This is a genomic window from Sphingomonas sp. Root720, assembly GCF_001428605.1.
Taxonomy (GTDB): domain Bacteria; phylum Pseudomonadota; class Alphaproteobacteria; order Sphingomonadales; family Sphingomonadaceae; genus Rhizorhabdus.
Genome location: NZ_LMID01000002.1, coordinates 43,703 through 64,610, shown reverse-complemented (window position 1 = coordinate 64,610; position 20,908 = coordinate 43,703). Strand labels below are relative to the sequence as shown.

The window sequence follows — 20,908 nt, the reverse complement described above, 5'->3', positions numbered from 1 at the left end:
AAGGTCACAGGTTCAAATCCTGTCCCCGCAACCAATCCAACAACCACAACACACCCACACACACAACATACCAGCCCGCTAGCCTCAAGCTCGCGGGCCAGCTTGCGTTCACACCTGGCATGGGGCTTCGCTCTGGCCCATAGGGACGGCATGTCCTCTTCATCCCGCCCGTCGAACGAGCCTCCGGCTAGCCCGGCCCCCTTCGACATCGAACCGCGCCTCCACCGCGACGGCTTCCTCTTCATCGAAGCCGAAGACATGCGCGGATTGCTCCCGATGCCCGCCGTCGCCGATTTCGGCGATTTCGCACGCAGCTGGGACCGGCTCGGCGACGATCGCTTCATGGCCGACGGCGGTCGCTACCGGCGCCGGCGGCACGCGACTTTCGCCGTGGGCCCCGACGGAATCGCGCGCAAGGCGCATCAGCCGCACTATCAGAGCCGCGACTATAATATGCTCAACGGCGGCATCGAACGCTGGTTCGAGCCCATCGAACCGGGTGTCGCCACGGGCTCGACCTTGTCGGGCGTGATCGATTTCGCGAACCGCGTCTTCTCGTCGCTAACGCCTGGCAACGCCCTCAGCTGGCATGTCGAGGTCCACCAGTTTCGCATCGAGGCGGCCGCCGATGCGGCGGGCCTGCCGACGCCCGAGGGCCTCCACCGCGACGGCGTCGACTGGGTGCTGGTCATGCTGGTAGCCCGCCACAATGTCGAGGAGGGGGTGACCAAGATCCACGGGCGCGATCGCGAAGAGATCGGCGCCTTCTGCCTCGCCGCGCCGTTCGATGCCGTTCTGGTCGACGATCACCGCATCTACCATGCCGTCACCCCGATCGTGCCGCTCGATCCCGGCGAGCCGGCCTATCGCGACGTGCTGGTCGTCACCTTCAAGGCGGCATAGCCCCAGGCGCGCCGCCGGGTCGTCCGGCGACCGATCAGCCTTTGGCTTCCGCCACCAGTTCCACGACGCGGTCGGCGCTGCCGGCCTCGTTGCACAGCAGCAGGCAGAGCCGGGCGAGGCTGTCGGCGGCCGCGCCGCCGTCATCGGGCAGGCTGGCAGCGATCGCCTCGTACATCCGTTCGAGCGGCGTGTCGTTGCGGACCACGGGCGCGCCCCCGCCGGTGGCGCGCGGCGTCCGGCCGACCGCGACCTCGAGCGCCGCGGCGACCATCGTCGGATCGGCGGAGGCGAGCCGGGCGGCGAGATGCTCGTCGGGCCGGACGAGGTGAACCGGATAGCGATCCGCGGCGAAGACGCGCGCGAGCGCGCCGTCGGCATCGACGATCCCGGCATCTTCGCCGCCAGCCACCGTCACGACATCGAAGGCGTCGGTCGAGGGCAGGATCGGCCCGGCCGGCAAATAGTCGGCAAACAGCAGCAGAGTGAAGCGCGTCGCCGCGAGCGCGTCGTGGAGATGCGCCGCGCCGCCATCGAGGCGGACCGGCATATTGGGCACCACCGAACCGGGCCGCACGCCATTGGGGTCGTCGTCGGCCACGATCACCGGCGAGCCGTCATAGACATGCGCGGTCGACTGGCGCGGATTGAGCAGCTCACCCGCCCAGCGGTGCGTGCCCGCCAGCGCCAACACTGCGTCGCGCATCCGTTCGAAGCCCGGGGTCGGCGGCGACATGAACCAGGTGCTCTTGGTCGCCGCGGCGAGATTCTCGCGGGTGGCGCGCAGCCGTTCGGCCGAATAGCTGTCTAGCAGTGCCGGGGGCGCCTTGCCGGCTGCCACCAACGCCAGCTTCCAACCGAGATTATGCGCGTCGTCGATCCCCGAATTGAGCCCGCGCACCCCGAAGATCGGCACGAGATGCGCGGCATCCCCCGCCAGCATCACCCGCCCGTGGACGTAGCTGTCGAGGGTGAGCGCATGGGCGCGGTAGATGCTCTTCCAGACGAGCCGCCAGCCGGCGGTCACCCCCATCATATCGAGCTGCGCCTGGAGCAGCGGCAGGAGCCGGTCCTCCTCCAGCATCTCGTCGCCGTCGTCGTCGCGCAGCTGGATGTCGATGCGCCAGATGCGATCCGGCTGGACGTGCAGGATGACGGTCGATCCCGGATGGGACGGCGGGTCGAACCAGACATGGCGCTCGACCGGCCGTTCGATCCCGTCGACCTCGATGTCGGCGATCAGGTAGCGGCCCTCGTAGGAATCGCCGCCGAGCTTCAGGCCCAGCGCCTGGCGCACCGCCGAACGGGCGCCATCGGCCGCGACCAGCCATCCGGCCTTGAGGCGCTTCTTTCCGTCGGGCGTGTCGACTTCGACCAGCACATGATCGGCGGTCTGTTCGACCGAGCGGACGTCGTGGTTCCAGCGGACGATGCCCGGATGGCCTGCGTCTTTCGCGGCCCGTTCGGCGGCATCGAGCAGGAACTGCTCGCTATAATATTGCTGGAGGTTGATGAACGGCGCGTGCCGGTCGTCGTCGGGCGAAAAGGGCATCTGCAGCTCGAAGGCGAGGGCGTCTCGGTAGAAGGTCTTGCCGCGCGACCAGGGAAGGCCCTTGGCCGCGAAGGCGGGGCCTGCGCCGATCCGGTCGAATATCTCCTGGCTGCGCCGCGACAGGCAGATCGCCCGGCTGCTCCAGCCGATCTGTCCCTTGCCGTCGAGCACGATCGGGCGCCGGCCGTGCCGGGAGAGATCGGCCGCCAGCGCCAGGCCCACCGGACCCGCACCGACGATCAGGATATCGGCTTCGCCGACGGGGTTCGGAATGTCGCTCATCTCCTCATCCCTACGACAGCCCCGGTTCCAAGCCAATCGCGATGCGGCCCATCCGCGGCTGGATGAATCGACACCGACCACCTATGCACGCAGGCGATGCGATCACCGGCCGGCCCCGTTCCTTCGCGCACGCCCCTGGCGATGCTGCTAGACCTGTTGCGGGGCAAGCCGCGGGTGGGACGGGTCGTGGTCCTGTCGATCCTGACGAGCCTGACCGAAGGCGTGGGCCTGCTGGTGCTGATCCCGATCCTCGCCGCACTCGACCAGCGCGAGTCGGCGGTGCGGCGGATCGTCGACCGGATCGGGCTGCCCGACGCCCAGGCGATCCTGCTCGTCCTCGCGCTGGGCGTCGCCATCGTCGTGACGCGCGCGCTGATCAGCCGGGCCTCGATCCTCGAGCAGCGCACCCTCGAATATCATGTCGTCGACGATCTGCGCCGCCGCCTGTTCGCGGCGGTCGGACGCGCCGAGTGGCGCTGGCTGTCGGCGCAACGCACCGCCGATCATGTCGCCGTCATGTCGACCCAGCTCGGGCGGCTGGGCGTCGGCCTGTTCGCGGCGACGCAGCTCCTCGCGCTGGTGATATCGATCCTGACCCATCTGGCGGTCATCGTGCTGATATCGTGGCAGACCGCGCTGGTGGCGATGGGCGGCGGTCTGCTCGTGGGCCTGTTGCTGATGGGCAGGCGCGCGCAGGTGGCGCGGCTGGGCCGGGAAATTGGACCGGTCGCCCAGGACGTGCACCGGATCGCGCAGGAGGGCATGTCCGGCGTGCGGCTCAACCGCCTGCTGCACCGGCAGGAGCATGCGCAGGCGGAACTCGACGCGACGGTCGATCGGTTCCGGGCGCTGCAGATCCACCATGCCGCCAATCTCGGCCGGATCTCGGCCTTCGGGCAGATCGTGACCGCGCTGTTCGGGGTCGCGCTGGTGGGCTTCGGCCATGTCCTGATGGGCCTGCCGATCGCGAAGCTGCTGCCGCTGCTCTATGCGATCGTCCGGCTGGGGCCGATGATCGGACGCGTCCAGGACAGCTGGAGCACCTGGCTGCACGCGGTCCCCGCCGCCGAGACCGTGCTGGAGCTGATCGACCGGCTCGACGCGGCCGCCGAGCCAGACGCCGTTCCCGGCGCGCCGAGGTTCGTCCTGGGCGAGGCGCTGCGCCTCGACGGCATCTCGCTGTCGCACCCGGGCCGGCGCCGCGCTGTGCTCGACGGGGTCTCGCTGACCATCCCCGCGCGGACGACGACCGCGATCGTCGGCCCATCGGGCGCGGGCAAGAGCACGCTCGCCGACCTGCTGATGGGCATGATCGAGCCCGACCATGGCACTATCAGCATCGATGGCATAGCGATCACGGGCGCCGAGCGGCTGCGCTGGCGCCGTTCGGTCGGCTATGTCGAGCAGCAGTCGGCGCTGCTCAACGGCACGATCCGCGACAATCTGCTGGCGGTGGCGCCCGATGCCACCGAGGCCGAGATGGACGACGCGCTCGCGGCCGCATCGGCCGGTTTCGTCGCCGCGCTTCCGGCCGGCCTCGAAACCCAGGTGGGCGATAACGGCGTCCGCCTGTCGGGCGGCGAACGCCAGCGTCTCGCGCTCGCGCGCGCCTTGCTCACCCGTCCGGAACTGCTGATCCTCGACGAGGCGACGAGCGCGCTCGATCCCGGCAACCAGGCGGTGATCGCCGATGCGATTGCCGCGCTGCACGGGCGGGTGACGATCGTGACGATCAGCCATGGCGGCTTCATGCTCGACCGCGCCGACCGGATCGTCCGGATCGAGGCGGGCCGGCTGTCGGACGGCGCCGCGCCGCCCGCAGCCTGATCGGTCCGACCGGCGTTTAGCGGGCTTTGGCTGGGTAGAGATCGCGCGCGGCGCCGGCGACCGCCTCGTCGTCGGCGGGCGCGCCGCCGCTAACGCCGATCGCGGCGATCGCCCGGCCGTCGACCGTTACCGGCACGCCGCCCGCGATCGCGATCACCCCGGGCACCGACAGCACCGACTGGTCGCCCTTGGCCAGAGCCTGTTCGAGCAGCCGGGTCGGCACGCCGAGCGCGGCGGCGGTCGCCGCCTTGCCCTCGGCGACCTCCAGACTCTTGAACGAGGCGCCGTCCATCCGCTGCGCCAGGATCACCCGGCCCTCGCGGTTGACGATGACGATCGACACCGCCTGGCCGCCGCGTTCGGCCGCAGCGGTCGCGCCCTGCGCCATCGCCACGGCATCGCGCAATGTCAGCACCGGAATGGCCGGGGCGGGCGTCGCCGCGCTGACCGCGACGCCGGCCGTCATCGCGAGCAGCGCGATCGCGCCGCCCCATCGTTTCGAGATGTTCATATCGGTCTCCGTCGGCGGACAGGCGGCCGCCGCCCGCATCAGTGCATCCGGTTCTCGGTGGGCTTTGCCTGCTCGTCGACCGGCTTGGCCAGGAAGGCGTGGAGGTCCTTGACGTCCTGCTTACTCAGCACGTCGGCGAAGGACGCCATGCCCGCATAGGCGAAAGCCCCGTCGAGGACGATCGACTCGAATGCGGCATGCGTTTCGGGCGCCATCTTCCACAGGTTCGGATAGCCCCCCATGCCTGTCGGCCCGCCATGGCAGCGCCCGCAATTCTGGCCGTAGAGCGCGGCGCCGTGCTGGACCTGGGCTGCGGTGCCGCGATATTCGGCGGGGGCTGCCGTGAACGGCCTGGCCTCGCGCAGCGGCGGCAGCTCGGGTGCCGGACCGCCGACCTTGAACACGATCAGCCGCTCGCGGTTCTGCCGCTCGGCCGCCACCGCGCCGGGCGGGTAGGAGACGTTGAGCGCACCGCCGAAGCCCGCCGCCACCGCGACATATTGGACGCCGTCGATCGTGTAGCTCATCGGCGAAGCCATGATGCCGGTGCCGACGTTGATCCGGTGGACGACGGCACCGTTCTTCGCGTCATAGGCGGTCAGCCAGCCATCGGCCGACCCCTGGAAGACGAGGCCCCCTGTCACCATCGTTCCGCCGCTCCAGAAGGGCATCGGCTTCGACGACCACATCTCCTTCTGCCGCACCGGATCCCAGGCGCGCACGATCTGCTGGAAGGTCGGCGCGGGCTGGCCGGCGAAGATGTCGTCGGCGCCGCCGGTCTTGTTCGATCCGAAGGCGAAGCCGGGGAAGGAGGCGGCCGATCCCTGCATGTTGCTGTACGGCCGATATTTGGGCTGCTCCAGCATCTGGAAGGTCATCGGCGCCTCGAGCACCGGGATGTACACCAGCCCGGTCTCGGCGCTGTAGGACATGGGCGGCCAGTTATGACCGCCGGCTTCGGACGGCCAGACCAGCTTGGTCCTCTGCGAATAATTGCCCTGGTCGGCGATCACCGGCCGGCCGGTCTTCAGGTCGACGCGGTCGGCCCAGGTGACCGTGGTGAACTTCTCCGCCGACAGCAGTTCGCCGGTCACGCGGTCGAGCACGTAGAAGAAGCCGTTCTTCGGCGCCTGCATGATCACCTTGCGCTGGCGCCCGCCGATCGCGATGTCGGCGAGGATCATGTTCTGGGTGGCGGTATAGTCCCAGCTGTCGCCGGGGGTCGTCTGGTAATGCCACTTCTTGCGGCCGGTGTCGGCGTCGATCGCGACGATCGACGACAGGTAGAGATTGTCGCCCCCGCTCGGGGAGCGCAGCCAGGACGGGTGCGGCATGCCGTTGCCGGTGCCGACATAGACGATGTTGGTGTCGGGATCGTAGACGATCGAATCCCACGGCGTGCCGCCGCCGCCCAGGTCCCAGCGCGACTTGGGGTCCCAGGTCTTGCGCGCCTCGGTCACCTCGGGGTGCTCGTCGCCCTTGGCGGGGTCGCCGGGAACGACGAAGAAGCGCCAGGCGAGCTTGCCGGTCTTGCGGTCATAGGCGCTGGCATAGCCGCGCGCGCCCATCTCGCCGCCGCCGTTTCCGATCACGACATTCTTACCGGCGATCCGGGGGGCGCCGGTGATCGCGTAGCTCATCGCGCGGTCGGTGATCGTATCGACCTTCCACAGCTGCCTGCCGGTCTTCGCGTCGACCGCCGCCAGATAGCCGTCGAGCGCGGCGACATAGACGACGCCGTCGGCGACCGCGACGCCGCGGTTGACCGCGTCGCAGCAGGTGCGGCGGGCGAACTGGCCGTCGACCTCGGGGTCATATTGCCAGAGCTGCTTGCCGGTGCGCGCGTCGAGTGCATAGACGACGCTCCACGGCCCGGTCAGGTACATCACCCCGTCGACCACCAGCGGGGTCGCCTCGACCCCGCGATGGGTGCTGCCGCGCACGACGAAATCGTCGAACTCCCAGGCGACCCCGAGCCGGCCGACATTGGCCGCCGCGACCTGGGGGGCGGGATAGGAATAGGCCGTTTCCGCGCGCCAGTCGCCGGCCCCCGTGCCGCCCGCGAGGCTGGCCGCGACCAGAGTCGGGGCGAGCAGGCCCGCCAGGGCGGTTCGCAGGATGGTGCGGCGGTTGCGCCCTTGGATTGCCTTCATCACGTCTCGCTCCCTGTCGGGAAGGCGACGGCCGCCGCCTTCCCGGGCATCATTTCCCAACCCGTGCCGATTTAGAAGCGGCGACGCGCTTCCAGGCCGATGGTGCGCGGGCGGATCGTCGTCGACCGGTTCGCGCCCGACGTCAGGTCGGTATCGATGAAGGGCCGGTTGTCGAACAGATTGTTGACGTAGAGCCGGAACTCGGTCTCGCCGTCGGTGATCGACGCGAAGGCGTTGACGACCTGGTAGGCGCCGCGGAATTCGGCCTGGTTCGGCACGTCGCCTGCGACCGAGCCCGGATAGAGGATGGCCTGGGTCCGGTTGAACTGGCGGCGCGAACGGCTCTGATACTGATATTCGCCGCGGATCTGGCCGCGCCAGCCATCGGCGATCGCGACATTGTAGCTGGCATAGCCGCTCAGCATCCATTTCGGCACGGCCAGCACCTGATCGCCGTCCTGTGCGGTGGTACCGGGCACGACTTCGGAGATCTTGGCGTCGCTGTAGGTGGCGGTACCGCCGACCTGGAAGGCGCGGGTCAGGTTGATCCGCGCCTCGGCCTCGGCGCCCTTCACGTCGGCGGCGCCGGCATTGCCGGTGAAGGCGAAGCCGCAGCTCGTCAGGTTGATCTGCTGCTGGATCTTCTTCCAGTCGGTGTAGAACAGGGCGCCGTTGAACATGATGCCGCCGAACTGGTTCTTGGTGCCCAGTTCATAGCTCCACAGATTGTCCGAATCGAAGGTGTCGGGCGCCTTGCTCAGGCCGAGCTGGTTCAGGTCGGCCGCGCAGAGGACCGGATTGACCTGAAAGCGGTTCGGGCCGCCGGGACGGAAGCCCTTCGCCGCCGACGCGTAGATCAGATTGTCACGCGTCACCTTGTACGAGATGCCGAACTTCGGATTGATGCCCTTCTCGTTGCTCTTTCGGCCGTTGACCTGGGTCAGGCCGCCGTTGAACGGGCCGTCGCCCAATATGTCGACCACCTGCTTGATCTGGAACAGGCGCACGCCCGCGGTGACGTCCAGATTGTCGAGCAGCTTGTAGCTCGCCTCGCCGAAGGCGGCATATTGCTTGGTGACGGTGGTGGTGTCGCCGAGATAGCCGACCTCGGTGCCGATCACCGGGGTCGCGCCGGGCGTGGTGACGATCTGATAGAGATTGTCGTCCTGGTGCGAATAATAGACGCCGGCGATCCAGGTCAGCGGGCCGTCGCTGTCGGCCGACGCGAGGCGCAGTTCCTGGCTGAAGGTCTTGGTGTGGCTGGCCGACAGATTGTCGCTGACCAGCGGATAGAGCGGCTGCACGAGATTGCCGATGAAATAACTGTAGTCGCGAACGAAATCGAGCTTGCGGTCGAAATAGGCGGTCAGCGAGGTCGCCTGGACCGCGCCCATCTCCTTGTTGATGTCGAGGCTGTAGATGCCCGCCTTGTCGGTGGTCGGCTGCGCGATCCGGTAGGAGGAGGTCAGGGTCGGTTCGCCGACCATGAACTGGCCCGGATTGGCGAGCTTGTAATGCTGGTAGAAGGCGGCCGGACGGATCGAGAGCGTCTCGTCGGGCTGCCACAGCAGCGACAGGCGGCCGACATAGGTGTCGGCCTCGTTCTGGTTGGCGGCGTCGCGGGTGCTGAGCGAGGCCTGACGGCGCGGCGTGTAGGTCGGTGCCGCAGTGGTCGAGAAGCGCTGGTTGGTGATGAAGCCGCCCGCGACATTGTCGATATAGCCGCCGTCATGGCGGTAATAGATGCCACCGCGCACCGCGAGCACGTCCTGCACGAGCGGCAGGTTCACCACCGCCTCGGCGTTATAGGACATCGACCCGTGCGCGGTGGTCGCGGCGCCGGCGGCGGCGCTGCCGCCCACCTCGGTCAGATTCGGCTTGGCGCTGACATATTTGATCGCGCCGCCCATCGAACTGCCGCCGTAGAGCGTGCCCTGCGGGCCCTTCAGCACCTCGATCCGCTCCATGTCGAAGAAGACCGGGTCGAACGCACCGCTGAACGAGGTGGCGATGGTGACCAGCGAGATGTCGTCGAGATAGATGCCGACGGTCGGTGCCGAGGCGACGGTGCTGACGCCGCGGATATTGTAGTTGCCAAGGCCGCGCTCGGTACCCGAGAAGGACAGGCCGGGCACGCTGCGCAACACGTCCTTGATGTCGACCGCGCCGCGATCGCGCAGCTGGTCGCCCGACAGCGCGTTGACCGAGATCGGAACGTCCTGGAGCCGTTCGCGCGTCTTGCGGGCGGTGACGACGATGTCGCCGCCGTCGGCTTCGGCCGAGGCCGCGCCGTCCTGCGCGCGCGCCGGGCCCGCGAGCGCGATGGCCGAAACGCCGATCGCCAGCAGGGCAGGCAGGGAAATGGACTTGTTATGGGTCGGCTGCATGAATTCGGTCCCCTTTCGAGAGTCCCGCAGGGATCTGCGTCCCTGTGCTGCGGGTCGAGCCTAGACTGCGGAAGACCGGGCGGCGCGTCCTGTCCGAATCCCCGAAATATCTTTGCGAAGCCAAAAGAGCGGGGGAAAGGCATCGCCCGGGTTCTCGATCGCGCGTAGGTCCAGGCCTTCGCCACGGCGCAGGGCGGTATATGGATGGATATAAGCCTTTGGCAGCGAACAAATGTTCCCGGGCGGTACCTGGCGGTGGACAGGATGGGGTCCCGGCGTATAGTCTCCCGTCCTTTCCGGGGAGCATCGGTTTGAGCAGGAATCCGATCGACGATCATGGTGGCATCGACCCGACACTCGGCTCGATGCTCGATGACGACGCCCGGGCCTTCCTCAGCGGTCTCAAGGCCGATCCGGTGTCGGGAATATGGCGCATGCCGCGGATGACGCCGGGCGACGACCAGGCATCGGGCTGGTTCCAGGGGATGACCGTGCGGCGCGGCTTCTCCTTCGTGATGACCGATGTATACCGGGCCCAGCGCAAGGAACTCGAGTTCTTCAGCGACGACCATCTCAAGCTGCATTTCAAACTCGACGGGGCGAGCGGAATCGCCGGCGCCAGCCGCGAGATCACCGCCGTCGATCCGGGCGTGATGTCCTTCCTGGTGCAGCCGCCCCATACGGTGAAATATGAGACGGTGCGCGAGGATGCGCGCATGCGCTGCATCACCATGGTGTGTAGCCGCGAATTCGCGGGCCAGTTGATGTCGCCCAGCGACAGCGATCTCCCCGCTCCGATCGCCGAATATCTGAAGGGGCCGGCGTCGCGCTTCGCTTATGGCTATACGCCTCTGCCGCCGCAGCTGCGTGCGCTGGTCGAGGAGATGATGAGCCTCCAGACCGACCCGCTGAGCGCGCTGATGCTCGAGGCGAAGGCGCTCGAGCTGCTCTATCTGTCGCTGCGCCAGCTGTCCGGTGCCAATGCGGCGGCCGCACCGCGCGAACGCGACCGCCGCAAGGTCCGCGACCTGTGCGCGCTGCTCGACAGCAGGGAGGGGGCGGCGATGAGCATCGCCCAGCTCTGCCGCATGCTCGCCTGGAACGAGACCCAGATGATGGAAAGCTTCAAGCAGATCACCGGGACGACGATCGCCACCTATCGGCAGCGCCAGCGGATGGAGCAGGCGTTGCGACAGCTGCGTACCACCGACCTGTCGATCACCGAGATCGCCTTCGACGCGGGCTACGAGCATCCCAGCAACTTCGCGACGGCGTTCAAGCGAACCTTCGGCTTTTCGCCGCGTGCCGGGCGGGCCCGGCTGAACTGAGCCGTCGAACGCGGGAAGGGCGGAAATGGAAGCATTCATAAGATTGTCGGGAGGCCGCACAGGTTTCCCGGCCGGCTTTGCCCCAGCCTTCTCCCTCCTGACCTTCCCACCGACCTTCTGACCAGCGGAGACCGACGTGATCCTGCGCAACGCCCTCCTTGCCGCCACCCTGCTGATGTCGACCGCGACCTCGGCGATCGCCGCGACGACGATCGTCCATGCCGGCCGGCTGATCGACGGCACCGGCGCCGCCCCGCGCGAGCGCGTGTCGATCATCATCGACGACGACCGCATCCGCGCGGTCGAGCCGGGTTTCGTCGAACTGCGCGCGGGCGAGACGCTGGTCGACCTGTCGAAGCAGACGGTGCTGCCGGGCCTGATCGACATGCATGTCCACATCACCCACGCCTTCCACCTGGGCGACCCGATCCGCAACGCGATGACCCGGTCGGCCTATGACGAACTGATCGACGGGGTGAAGGATGTGCGCGCGACCCTGCTGGCCGGCTTCACCTCGATCCGCAGCGTCGGCGACGCGACCCACGCCGTCGTCGCGCTGAAGCGGGCGGTGAACGAAGGGTCGATCCCCGGCCCGCGCATGTGGGTCGCGGGCGAGGCGCTGGGCCCCACCGGGGGGCATAGCGACCCGGCCAACGGCCTGATTCCCGACATCGCCGAACTGCCGCACGCCCGCGACGCGGTGATCGACAGCCCCGAGGAGGCTCGCCAGACCGTCCGCCGGCTGAAGCGCGAGGGCGCCGACGTGATCAAGATCATGCCGTCGGGCGGGGTCATGTCGATCGGCGACGATCCCAATCTGCAGCTGATGGAGGATGCCGAGATCAAGGCGGTGATCGAGACCGCCCATGCTCTGGACATGCGGGTGGCCGCCCATGCCCATGGCAAGCAGGCGATCGACCACACCATCGAACTGGGCGTCGATTCGATCGAGCATGGCAGCTTCGCCGACGCGCAGAGCTACAAGCTGTTCAAGCAGCACGGCACCTATCTCGTCCCGACTCTGCTGGTCGGCCAGCGGGTCTACGAGACTGCCAAGGCCCATCCCGAACGGCTCAACCCCTCGACCGCGCAGAAGGCGCTGGCGATCGCGCCCGCGCTGACCAAGAATGTGCGCGACGCCCATGCGGCGGGCGTGAAGATAGCCTTCGGCACCGACACCTTCGGCTTGTCGGCGCATGGCGAGAATGCGCAGGAGTTCAAGCTGCTGGTCGCCGCGGGCCTGACCCCGATCGAGGCGATCCAGACCGCGACCCGCAACGCCGCCGACCTGCTGGGCAGCAAGGATGTCGGCCTCGTCCAGGCCGGCCGTTTCGCCGACCTTATCGCGGTGACCGGCGATCCGCTGAAGGATGTCGGTACGCTCGAAAAGGTCGACTTCGTCATGAAGGGCGGCGCGGTGGTGAAGACGGGCGGCAAGCCCGTCTCCTGATTCCGGCGGACGCGTATCCGGACCATCATTGGATATCGGCCGGCGATCGGCTAGGATGATCGCGATGGTCCGTCCGATCGCCCTGCTCATGGCGGCTTTCGCCCTGTTCCTGTCGCCGGTCCTGATGACCGGCGCGGGCGCGGCGATGCCGACAGCGCAGCCGGTCGCGATGACGATGCCGGTCGCGATGATGATGGACGCGCATTGCGCGGGCATGCTTCCCGACCGGCCGGGCGGCAGGGACGGCATGAAGATCGACTGCGCGGCGGCCTGCTCGGCGCTGCATGCGATCGCGCCCTTCCTTGCACCCGCACCCGCCCTCGCCGCCTCGGCCCCGTCGCTGCTTCGCGTCGCCCGGCTCGACGGTATCGACCTCGGCCATGAGCCGCCCCCTCCCCGAACCCCTCCCGAGATCTGAACACCCAATCTCAGGAGACATATGATGACGTTGATGATGACCGCGATCGCGCTGGCGATCGCAGCGCCCGCGGCTGTGCAGGGCGCCGCCGATCCCCATGCCGCGCATGCCGGCCATATGGGCCATGCCACGCCCAGGCCCGGGGACGAGGCGTCCGGCTGCCGCGATCGGGCCAAAAGCCGCGATTGTTGCGAAAAGTCCGCGGATGCCGACGCATCCAGGGGGCACGCGCACGGCCATTGACGATCCGTCGATGACCGCGGGAGGGTGCGGCGCACCGTCTCCTCCCCATCCGTGATACGTCCACAGGACGAAATTGGGACATAAGATCATGAACAGATCATGGAACCGGCGCGCGCTGCTGCGGGCCGCAATGGTCGGCGCGACGGCGGCGGGGTTGGGCCGGATGTGGCCGGCCTGGGCACAAAGCGGCACGACGGGGATCGCCGCCCCCTTGCCCGAGGAGACGGGCGGGGACATCCATCTGCGCATCGGCCACCGCATGATGCGGATCGACGGGCGCGACCGGCATGCGATCGGCATCAACGGCGGCGCCCCCGCGCCGATCCTGCGGCTGCGCGAGGGACAGTCCGTCCGCATCCGCGTCGACAACGAGCTCGACGAGGAGACGTCGCTCCACTGGCACGGGTTGATCCTGCCCTTCCAGATGGACGGGGTGCCGGGCATCTCCTTTCCCGGCATCGCGCCGCGATCGGGCTTCACCTACGAGTTCCCGATCGTCCAGGCCGGCACCTACTGGTATCACAGCCATTCGGGATTGCAGGAACAGATGGGGTTGTACGGCCCGATCGTGATCGATCCGGCCGGCCCCGATCCGATCGCCAGCGACCGCCAGCATGTCGTGATGCTGTCCGACCATAGCCGGCTCCACCCGCACGAGATCTTCCGCAGGCTCAAGCTGGAGCCCGGCTATTTCAACCGGCAGCGGCAGACCCTGTCCGGCCTGCTGGCGGGCCGGGACCAGCCGCCCGGGGATCGCCTTGCATGGGGCGGGATGCGGATGGACCCGACCGACATCTCCGACGTCACCGGCACCACCTACGACTTCCTGGTCAACGGGCACGGCCCGCGCGACAACTGGACCGCGCTGTTCCGTCCGGGCGAGCGGGTAAGGCTGCGGCTGATCAACGCCTCGGCAATGACGATCTTCAACGTCCGCATCCCCGGCCTGAAGCTCACGGTCGTGCAGGCCGACGGGCTGAATGTCCGGCCCGTGGCCGTCGACGAACTGCAGATCAGCGTCGCCGAGACCTATGACGTGATCGTCGAGCCGGCCGAGGACCGCGCCTACACGATCGTCGGCGAGGCGGTCGACCGGTCGGGCATGGCGCGCGCCACCCTCGCGCCCCGGCCGGGCATGGTCGCGGAGGTACCGCCGCTGCGCCGCCGCCCGATCGCAGACATGACCGACATGGGGATGGACATGGGAAGCATGGATCATGGCGCCCACAACATGGACATGTCGATGCGCAACCCGGCCAATGCGCCGACGGTGGCGATGGGGCCAGGCGTCCAGACCATCTCGCCCATGCCGAAGGACCGCACCGGCGAGCCGGGGCAGGGCCTCGACGATGCCGGCCACCGCGTCCTCGTCTACCGCGATCTCGTCGCGGTCGAGCGCAACCCCGACGTCCGCGCGCCGACGCGCTCGATCGACGTCCACCTGACCGGCAACATGGAACGCTACATGTGGTCCTTCGACGGAAAGACGCTGTCGGAGGCGCGCGATCCGCTGCCGATCCGGGCGGGCGAGCGGGTGCGGGTCAACCTGATCAACGACACGATGATGTCGCACCCGATCCATCTGCACGGCCATTTCTTCGAGCTGGTGACCGGCCATGGCGACCATGCGCCGCGCAAGCACACGGTCAACGTCGCGCCGGGCGGCAAGGTCAGCTTCGACGTCACCGGGGTGGAGGGCGACTGGGCGTTCCACTGCCACATGCTCTACCACATGCACGCCGGGATGATGCGGGTCGTGCAGGTGCGGGCCGGGGAGGAAGCGGCATGAAGGCTCTGCTCCTCTCCGTCCTGCTGGCCTCGCCGGTCCTCGCCCAGGATCAGCACCAGCACCACCATATGCCCGGCATGGCCATGCCCGCGCTGGAAACGCCGTCGCCGGCTCCGGCCACGGCCACGCCACCGGTCGCGCCGCCGGCCGCCGCGGCCGATCCGCACGGGCATCACCATGCGACGCCTGCTGCGCCGCCGCCTCCGGAGGGGGCGACCGGCACCGACTCGCCGGCCGGCGATGCCGCGCCTCCCCCGGTCCAGCGCAATCGGCTCGCCGATCGCTTCTACGGCGCCGAGGCGATGGCGCCGGCCGAGGCGCACATGCTCCACGAACATGGCTCGATGACGCAGCGCCAGCTGATCCTCAACCTGGCCGAGCGCCAGTTCCGCGACGGGCGCGACGGCTATCGCTGGGACGGGCAGGCCTGGTTCGGCGGCGATATCCACCGCTTCGCACTGATGTCGGAGGGCGAGGCGACGCGTGGGCAGGGCGTCGAGGCGGGCGAGGTCCAGGCGCTCTACTCGCGCGCGGTCGACCCTTATTGGAACCTGCAGGCCGGCGTCCGGCAGGACATCCAGCATGGCCCCGACCGCACCTATGCAACGGTGGGCGTCGAAGGGGTCGCGCCCTATTGGTTCGACCTGGAGGCGCGGCTGTTCCTGTCGAACCGGGGTGACGTTCTGGCCCGGCTCGAAGGCCATTACGACCAGCGGCTCACCCAGCGGCTGATCCTCCAGCCCCGCGTCGAGATCAACCTGGCGGCGCAGGACGTGGCCGGGAGCGGGATCGGCTCGGGCCTGTCGACGGTCGAGGCGGGCCTGCGCCTGCGCTACGAGATCGTCCGCGAATTCGCGCCTTATGTCGGCTTCAACTGGGAAAGGCGGTTCGGCGACACGGCCCGCTTCGCCCGGCTGGCCGGTGAGGACGTGACGACGAAGGGCCTGGTCGCGGGTATCCGCTTCTGGTTCTGACGGCGGAGAAGGCGGGCGGGCGGGACGACGACCGCCTCGCCTGCCTGCCCGTGGCGTTAGATACGGATCCGGGCGCCGCGCGCGAACAGCATTTGACGCTCTTCGAGGCCGGGGCTAAAGGCTGCTCACCACAGGGCGTCGCATGCGGCGCCCTGGACGCGGCGGCCTCACGGCCGCCAGGTCATCGAGCGAGCGGGCGTAGCATAGTGGTAATGCTCTAGCCTTCCAAGCTAGCTAGGAGGGTTCGATTCCCTTCGCCCGCTCCAGCGAACCTCCCCGATCGGCGGCCGTCCGCGCAGCGGTTCAGTGCGGTACCGCGCCCGTCTCCACGCCGGTCTTGTCGTGCAGGGCGTAGCGGTCGACGATGTCGGCGCTCGCCTGGTTGTAGCCGGCCACGTCCACCGTGCGGCCCTCGCGGCGCAGGCGGGCGATGATCCTGTCGAGCGCGCCGACGCCCGAGATGTCCCAGAAATGCGCCGCCGACACGTCGATCAGGATATGGCGGGCGCCGTCCTCCGCCTGGAAGGCGCGGGTGAAGCGGTCGACCGAGGCGAAGAAGATCTGGCCGGTGACGCGGTAGGTCGCGCGCGTGCCGTCGGGTGAAGCGGTTCGCTCGACCGCGAACATCTTCCGGACCTTGCCGGCAAAGAAGATGCCCGACAGCAGCACGCCCGCCGCCACGCCCAGCGACAGGTCGCGCGTCGCCACGACGACGACGACCGTCGTCACCATGACGATCGACGAGGTCGGCGGATGGCGCCGCAGATTGGCGATCGATGCCCAGCTGAAGGTGCCGATCGACACCATGATCATCACCGCGACCAAGGCGGGCATGGGAATCCGTCCGACGACCGGCCCGAGCATCGCGAGCAGGAACAGCAGGAAGGCGCCGGCCGTGAAGGTCGACAGCCGCCCGCGCCCGCCCGAGCTGACGTTGATCACCGATTGGCCGATCATCGCGCAGCCGCCCATCCCGCCGAACAGCGCGGCGACGATGTTCGCGCCGCCCTGGCCCGCGCATTCGCGGCGCTTGTCGCTGTCGGTGTCGGTCATGTCGTCGACGATCTGCGCGGTGAGCAGCGATTCGAGCAGCCCGACCGCGGCCATGGTGACCGAATAGGGCAGGATGATCCGCAGCGTTTCCCAGGTCAGTGGCACGTCGGGCAGGGCGAAGGCGGGGAGCCCCTCGGGCAGGCGGCCCATGTCGCCGACGGTGTTGACCGGCAGGCCGATGCCGATGCTGATCGCGCTGAGGACGAGGATCGCGACCAGCGGGGAGGGCACCGCCCTGGTGAGCCGCGGGAAGAGATAGATGATCGCCAGCCCGCCCGCGATCATCGCATAGGTCTGCCAATGCACCCCGACGAGCTGCGGCAGCTGCGCCATGAAGATCAGGATGGCGAGCGCGTTGACGAAGCCGGTGATCACCGACCGCGACACGAACTGCATGACCAGGTCGAGCCGCAGCAGGCCGGCGACGATCTGGATGACGCCCATCCCTATGGTCGCGGCGAACAGGTAGCTCACGCCATGCTCGCGGACGAGCGGCCCGACCAGCACCGCCACGGCGGCGGTGGCGGCGGAGATCATCGCCGGTCGCCCACCGGTGAAGGCGATGACGATCGCGATCGTCACCGAAGCATAGAGGCCGACCCGCGGGTCGACCCCCGCGATGATCGAAAAGCCGATCGCCTCGGGAATGAGGGCGAGCGCGACGACGATGCCGGCGAGCAGATCGCGGCGGATCGAGGTCGCATCGGCAAACCACTGCCGGCGGTATCGGGAAAGCATCTCGGTCATGGAAGGTCCAACAAGGCACATGGCGCTGGCCCGCCCATCGGCGCTGGCGGGAACATATGTGCTGTTGTCCGGCGGATCGGCGGCCGGAGTAGCCACCCGGATTTTCACCGGGCTCCAAACGAATGACGCGCCCTAACCGCGCCGCCGCGGCTTGGGCAAGCATAATTGCCGGGCGCCGCGGAGATTCCTTGACTCCCGCTCATCACGTACTATTTGAAGTTACATGAGACGGGACAGTCGATTATCGGGCGTGCTCCATGTGCTGCTGCACATGGCCGAACAGCCGGGGCCGGTGACCTCCGAGGTGCTGGCCCGGGCGATGGGGACCAATGCGGTCGTCATCCGCCGCATCATGGCCGGCCTGCGCGAGCAGGGCTTCGTCCGGTCGGAAAAAGGCCATGGCGGCGGCTGGACGCTCGCCCGCCCGCTCGACGATATCACGCTGCGCGACATCTACGATGCGCTCGGGCGGCCTTCGCTCTTCGCGATGGGCAACCGGACCGAGGCGCCCGGTTGTCTCGTCGAGCAGGCGGTGAACGCCGCGCTCGACAGGAGTTTCGACGAGGCCGAGGCGCGGTTGCTCGCCCGGTTCGGCGAGGTCTCGCTGGGGATGCTCAGCGCCGACTTCCACGCGCGCCTGACGGCGCGTCCGCACGGGCATGAGGAGATCGACCATGGCTGAAGACGGCGCCCTGGATTTCATGAAGGGCTTCGAGGACCGGGAGAAGGTCGCCCAATATCCGGACGGGCCACGCCGCTTCGTGCCGGGGCTGGAGGCGGTTCACCGCATGACCGGCCTGCTGCTCGCCGAAAGGGTGCCGGACGACGCCCGCATCCTGGTGCTCGGCGCGGGCGGCGGGCTGGAGCTGAAGGCGCTGGCGGAGGCCCATCCGGGATGGACGTTCGTCGGTGTCGATCCCGCGCCGGCGATGCTGGAGCTTGCCGAACACAGGCTCGGGCCGCTGGCGGAGCGGGTCGAGCTGGTCCACGGCTATATCGACGATGCGCCGGCCGGGCCGTTCGATGGCGCGACCTGCCTGCTGACGCTTCACTTCCTCGACGCCGAGGAGCGCTGCCGCACCGCCGGTGCGATCCGCGCCCGGATGAAGCCGGGCGCGCCCTTCGTCGCCGTGCACGGCAGCTTCCCCCAGGGCGTCGGCGAACGCGCGTTGTGGCTGTCGCGCTATGCGGCGTTCGCGGTCTCGTCGGGCGTCGATCCCGCGATGGCGGAGAATGCCCGCGACATGGTCGACCGCGCGGTCAACATGCTCACCCCCGAACAGGACGAGACGATTTTGCGCGCGGCGGGCTTTGCCGAGGTGAGCCTGTTCTACGCGGCCTTTACCTGGCGGGGCTGGGTCGGGACCGCGTGAGGGCGGCGGAGGCGGAGGCGGAGGATCAGTCCTCCACCTTCTCCACCCGCACCAGCACCGCGCCTTCGCTCACCTGTCCGCCGACGCTCGCCTTGAGCTCGGCGACGACCCCGTCGAACGGGGCGAGCATCGCCTGCTCCATCTTCATCGCCTCGAGCACCAGCAGCTTCTGGCCCCTGGTGACGGTGTCGCCCTCGGCGACCTCGACCGCGATCACCTTGCCCGGCATCGGTGCGAGCAATGCGCCGTCCGAGACGCCTCCGCCCCCGCCGGCATGGTCGGCGCGCGGCGACTCGACCGGCCAAGCCTCGCCGCCGAGGAACAGCAGCGTCTCGCCCGCCACGTCGCGCAGCTTGCCGCCCGTCGCCCCGGCATCGAGCGCGACGAGATGGCCATGGCCGGCGACCTCGACCGCGACCCGGGTCTCGGGCGCGGCATTGGCGCGGAAGCCGGCCAGTGCACCCCAGGCGTCGGCGGCGTCGGCGGGCAGCAGCGCCCGGGCGGCCGCCTGCAGGACGGGTGCCGAGGGTTCGGCCGCGGGGACGAGCCGGTCGGCGTGGCGCTCGATGAAGCCGGTGTCGACATGGCCCGCGACGAAGTCGGGATCGGCCGCGGCGCGCGCCAGGAAAGCGGCGTTGGTGCGCACCGGCCAGACCTCGACCTTGCCAGCCGCCGAAGCGAGCTTCGCCGCCGCCGCCGTCCGGCTCGGCGCGGCGACGATCAGCTTGGCGATCATCGGGTCGTAATAGGGCGACACCTCCCCGCCCTCCTCGACCCCGCTGTCGACCCTGATGCCGCGCGGCAGGCGCAGGCGGGTAAGCGGGCCGGTCGACGGAAGGAAGCCGTTCGACGGATTCTCCGCATAGAGCCGCGCTTCCATCGCCCAGCCGTTGATCGACAACTGGTCCTGCCTCTTCGGCAGCGGTTCGCCCGATGCGACGCGCAACTGCCATTCGACGAGGTCCTGGCCGGTGATCGCCTCGGTCACCGGATGCTCGACCTGGAGGCGGGTGTTCATCTCCATGAACCAGATGCGGTCGGCGCGCAGCCCTTCGGAAGCGTCGGCGATGAACTCGATCGTGCCGGCGCCGACATAATGGACGGCCTTGGCGGCCTTGACCGCCGCATCGCACACGGCGGCGCGGGTGGCCGCGTCCATGCCGGGGGCGGGCGCCTCCTCGATCACCTTCTGGTGGCGGCGCTGGAGCGAGCAATCGCGCTCGAACAGGTGGACGACATTGCCGTGCCGGTCGCCGAACACCTGGACCTCGATGTGCCGGGGGCCGAGGATATATTTCTCGATGAGCACCCGATTGTCGCCGAACGACGAGGCCGCCTCGCGCTGGCAGGAGAGGAGCGCGTCGGCGAAATCCTCTGGACGGTCGACCTTGCGCATGCCCTTGCCGCCGCCGCCCGCGACCGCCTTGATCAGCACCGGATAGCCGATCGCGTCGGCCTCGGCCTTGAGATGCGCGGGGTCCTGGTCCTCGCCCATATAGCCGGGGGTGACGGGCACGCCCGCCGCGACCATCAGCTTCTTCGCGGCGTCCTTCAGGCCCATCGCCCGGATCGAATGCGGCGGCGCGCCGACCCAGACGAGCCCGGCGGCCTCGACCGCCTCGGCGAACTCGGCATTCTCCGACAGGAAGCCGTAGCCGGGATGGATCGCCTCGGCGCCGGTCGCCCTGGCGGCGTCGAGGATCTTCGCCTGGACGAGATAGGATTCGCGCGCCGGCGCGGGCCCGATGCACACGGCATCGTCGGCTTCGCGCACGAACGGCATGGTCGCGTCGACGTCCGAATGCACCGCGATGGTGCGAATGCCCATCTTGCGCGCGGTGCGGATGATGCGGCGGGCGATCTCGCCGCGATTGGCGATGAGGAGCGAGCGGATCATTGAGGGTCTCCGTTGCGCGTTCCA

16 protein-coding genes, 1 tRNA gene and 1 other annotated feature are annotated in these 20,908 nt (G+C 68.8%); of the genes, 11 read left to right on the top strand and 6 right to left on the bottom strand.

Annotation, left to right across the window (positions count from 1 at the left end):
• Positions 1–258 precede the first annotated feature (258 nt).
• Positions 259–903, top strand: a complete 645-nt coding sequence (locus ASE22_RS06395; protein ID WP_235537400.1) for a 2OG-Fe dioxygenase family protein — start codon at positions 259–261, stop codon at positions 901–903.
• Positions 904–937: 34 nt separating this feature from the next.
• On the opposite strand, the gene ASE22_RS06390 is transcribed toward ASE22_RS06395, so the two are convergent.
• On the bottom strand, positions 938–2,734 hold the full coding sequence (locus tag ASE22_RS06390; RefSeq protein ID WP_056356477.1) for an FAD-dependent monooxygenase: 1,797 nt from the start codon (positions 2,732–2,734) through the stop codon (positions 938–940).
• A 96-nt stretch (positions 2,735–2,830) separates the two neighbouring features.
• Here ASE22_RS06390 and ASE22_RS06385 point away from each other — a divergent pair, with 96 nt between their 5' ends.
• Positions 2,831–4,561, top strand: a complete 1,731-nt coding sequence (locus ASE22_RS06385; protein ID WP_082545402.1) for an ABC transporter ATP-binding protein — start codon at positions 2,831–2,833, stop codon at positions 4,559–4,561.
• A gap of 16 nt (positions 4,562–4,577) precedes the next feature.
• On the opposite strand, the gene ASE22_RS06380 is transcribed toward ASE22_RS06385, so the two are convergent.
• The 3 genes from ASE22_RS06380 to ASE22_RS06370 all read right to left on the bottom strand — a co-directional run bounded on the left by ASE22_RS06380 (position 4,578) and on the right by ASE22_RS06370 (position 9,612).
• Entirely contained in the window at positions 4,578–5,072 is a 495-nt protein-coding gene (locus tag ASE22_RS06380; protein ID WP_056356499.1) for a GlcG/HbpS family heme-binding protein, read from the bottom strand.
• Between the two features lie 38 nt (positions 5,073–5,110).
• A complete protein-coding gene (locus ASE22_RS06375) occupies positions 5,111–7,225 on the bottom strand; it encodes a PQQ-dependent dehydrogenase, methanol/ethanol family (protein WP_056356474.1) in 2,115 nt (704 codons plus the stop codon).
• A gap of 71 nt (positions 7,226–7,296) precedes the next feature.
• Positions 7,297–9,612, bottom strand: a complete 2,316-nt coding sequence (locus ASE22_RS06370) for a TonB-dependent receptor (protein WP_056356472.1) — start codon at positions 9,610–9,612, stop codon at positions 7,297–7,299.
• A gap of 311 nt (positions 9,613–9,923) precedes the next feature.
• Here ASE22_RS06370 and ASE22_RS06365 point away from each other — a divergent pair, with 311 nt between their 5' ends.
• The 7 genes from ASE22_RS06365 to ASE22_RS06335 all read left to right on the top strand — a co-directional run bounded on the left by ASE22_RS06365 (position 9,924) and on the right by ASE22_RS06335 (position 16,080).
• A complete protein-coding gene (locus ASE22_RS06365; protein ID WP_056356471.1) occupies positions 9,924–10,940 on the top strand; it encodes a helix-turn-helix domain-containing protein in 1,017 nt (338 codons plus the stop codon).
• A gap of 175 nt (positions 10,941–11,115) precedes the next feature.
• Positions 11,116–12,390 carry a metal-dependent hydrolase family protein gene (locus ASE22_RS06360; RefSeq protein WP_056356497.1) on the top strand — a complete coding sequence of 425 codons (1,275 nt, stop codon included), beginning with the start codon at positions 11,116–11,118 and terminating at the stop codon, positions 12,388–12,390.
• Between the two features lie 64 nt (positions 12,391–12,454).
• Positions 12,455–12,808, top strand: a complete 354-nt coding sequence (locus ASE22_RS06355; RefSeq protein WP_056356495.1) for a hypothetical protein — start codon at positions 12,455–12,457, stop codon at positions 12,806–12,808.
• A gap of 24 nt (positions 12,809–12,832) precedes the next feature.
• Positions 12,833–13,051, top strand: coding sequence for a hypothetical protein (locus ASE22_RS06350; protein WP_056356493.1), 219 nt, complete (start codon positions 12,833–12,835; stop codon positions 13,049–13,051).
• Positions 13,052–13,139: 88 nt separating this feature from the next.
• Positions 13,140–14,840, top strand: coding sequence for a copper resistance system multicopper oxidase (locus ASE22_RS06345; protein WP_056356469.1), 1,701 nt, complete (start codon positions 13,140–13,142; stop codon positions 14,838–14,840).
• Positions 14,837–15,814, top strand: a complete 978-nt coding sequence (locus ASE22_RS06340; protein ID WP_056356467.1) for a copper resistance protein B — start codon at positions 14,837–14,839, stop codon at positions 15,812–15,814. Before ASE22_RS06345 ends, ASE22_RS06340 begins: the two co-directional genes overlap by 4 nt.
• 192 nt (positions 15,815–16,006) lie before the next feature.
• A tRNA-Gly gene (locus tag ASE22_RS06335) sits at positions 16,007–16,080 on the top strand.
• Positions 16,081–16,117: 37 nt separating this feature from the next.
• On the opposite strand, the gene ASE22_RS06330 is transcribed toward ASE22_RS06335, so the two are convergent.
• Positions 16,118–17,614: a SulP family inorganic anion transporter gene (locus ASE22_RS06330; RefSeq protein WP_056356464.1), complete on the bottom strand. Its 1,497-nt coding sequence runs from the start codon at positions 17,612–17,614 to the stop codon at positions 16,118–16,120.
• 62 nt (positions 17,615–17,676) lie between these two features.
• Positions 17,677–17,732: a sequence feature (sul1 is cis-regulatory element that is thought to sense ions involved in sulfur or methionine metabolism; They are found in Alphaproteobacteria), on the bottom strand.
• Between the two features lie 105 nt (positions 17,733–17,837).
• Between ASE22_RS06330 and ASE22_RS06325 the strand changes: the two genes are divergently transcribed.
• The gene (locus ASE22_RS06325; protein WP_056356462.1) at positions 17,838–18,296 is read left to right on the top strand and encodes an Rrf2 family transcriptional regulator; all 459 of its coding nucleotides are present in this window, start codon (positions 17,838–17,840) and stop codon (positions 18,294–18,296) included.
• The gene (locus tag ASE22_RS06320; protein WP_056356460.1) at positions 18,289–18,987 is read left to right on the top strand and encodes a class I SAM-dependent methyltransferase; all 699 of its coding nucleotides are present in this window, start codon (positions 18,289–18,291) and stop codon (positions 18,985–18,987) included. Before ASE22_RS06325 ends, ASE22_RS06320 begins: the two co-directional genes overlap by 8 nt.
• 25 nt (positions 18,988–19,012) lie before the next feature.
• On the opposite strand, the gene ASE22_RS06315 is transcribed toward ASE22_RS06320, so the two are convergent.
• Positions 19,013–20,884 (bottom strand): ATP-binding protein, encoded by a 1,872-nt coding sequence (locus tag ASE22_RS06315; protein ID WP_056356457.1) that lies wholly within the window; start codon positions 20,882–20,884, stop codon positions 19,013–19,015.
• Positions 20,885–20,908 lie beyond the last annotated feature (24 nt).

Coding starts and splice junctions, on each gene's coding strand:
- ASE22_RS06395 (WP_235537400.1), top strand. CDS start 259: ATGCGCGGATTGCTCCCGATGCCCGCCGTCGCCGATTTCGGCGATTTC.
- ASE22_RS06340 (WP_056356467.1), top strand. CDS start 14,837: ATGAAGGCTCTGCTCCTCTCCGTCCTGCTGGCCTCGCCGGTCCTCGCC.
- ASE22_RS06315 (WP_056356457.1), bottom strand. CDS start 20,884: ATGATCCGCTCGCTCCTCATCGCCAATCGCGGCGAGATCGCCCGCCGC.
- ASE22_RS06345 (WP_056356469.1), top strand. CDS start 13,140: ATGAACAGATCATGGAACCGGCGCGCGCTGCTGCGGGCCGCAATGGTC.
- ASE22_RS06355 (WP_056356495.1), top strand. CDS start 12,455: ATGGTCCGTCCGATCGCCCTGCTCATGGCGGCTTTCGCCCTGTTCCTG.
- ASE22_RS06320 (WP_056356460.1), top strand. CDS start 18,289: ATGGCTGAAGACGGCGCCCTGGATTTCATGAAGGGCTTCGAGGACCGG.
- ASE22_RS06390 (WP_056356477.1), bottom strand. CDS start 2,734: ATGAGCGACATTCCGAACCCCGTCGGCGAAGCCGATATCCTGATCGTC.
- ASE22_RS06375 (WP_056356474.1), bottom strand. CDS start 7,225: ATGAAGGCAATCCAAGGGCGCAACCGCCGCACCATCCTGCGAACCGCC.
- ASE22_RS06385 (WP_082545402.1), top strand. CDS start 2,831: ATGCGATCACCGGCCGGCCCCGTTCCTTCGCGCACGCCCCTGGCGATG.
- ASE22_RS06380 (WP_056356499.1), bottom strand. CDS start 5,072: ATGAACATCTCGAAACGATGGGGCGGCGCGATCGCGCTGCTCGCGATG.
- ASE22_RS06350 (WP_056356493.1), top strand. CDS start 12,833: ATGACGTTGATGATGACCGCGATCGCGCTGGCGATCGCAGCGCCCGCG.
- ASE22_RS06360 (WP_056356497.1), top strand. CDS start 11,116: ATGTCGACCGCGACCTCGGCGATCGCCGCGACGACGATCGTCCATGCC.
- ASE22_RS06325 (WP_056356462.1), top strand. CDS start 17,838: ATGAGACGGGACAGTCGATTATCGGGCGTGCTCCATGTGCTGCTGCAC.
- ASE22_RS06330 (WP_056356464.1), bottom strand. CDS start 17,614: ATGACCGAGATGCTTTCCCGATACCGCCGGCAGTGGTTTGCCGATGCG.
- ASE22_RS06370 (WP_056356472.1), bottom strand. CDS start 9,612: ATGCAGCCGACCCATAACAAGTCCATTTCCCTGCCTGCCCTGCTGGCG.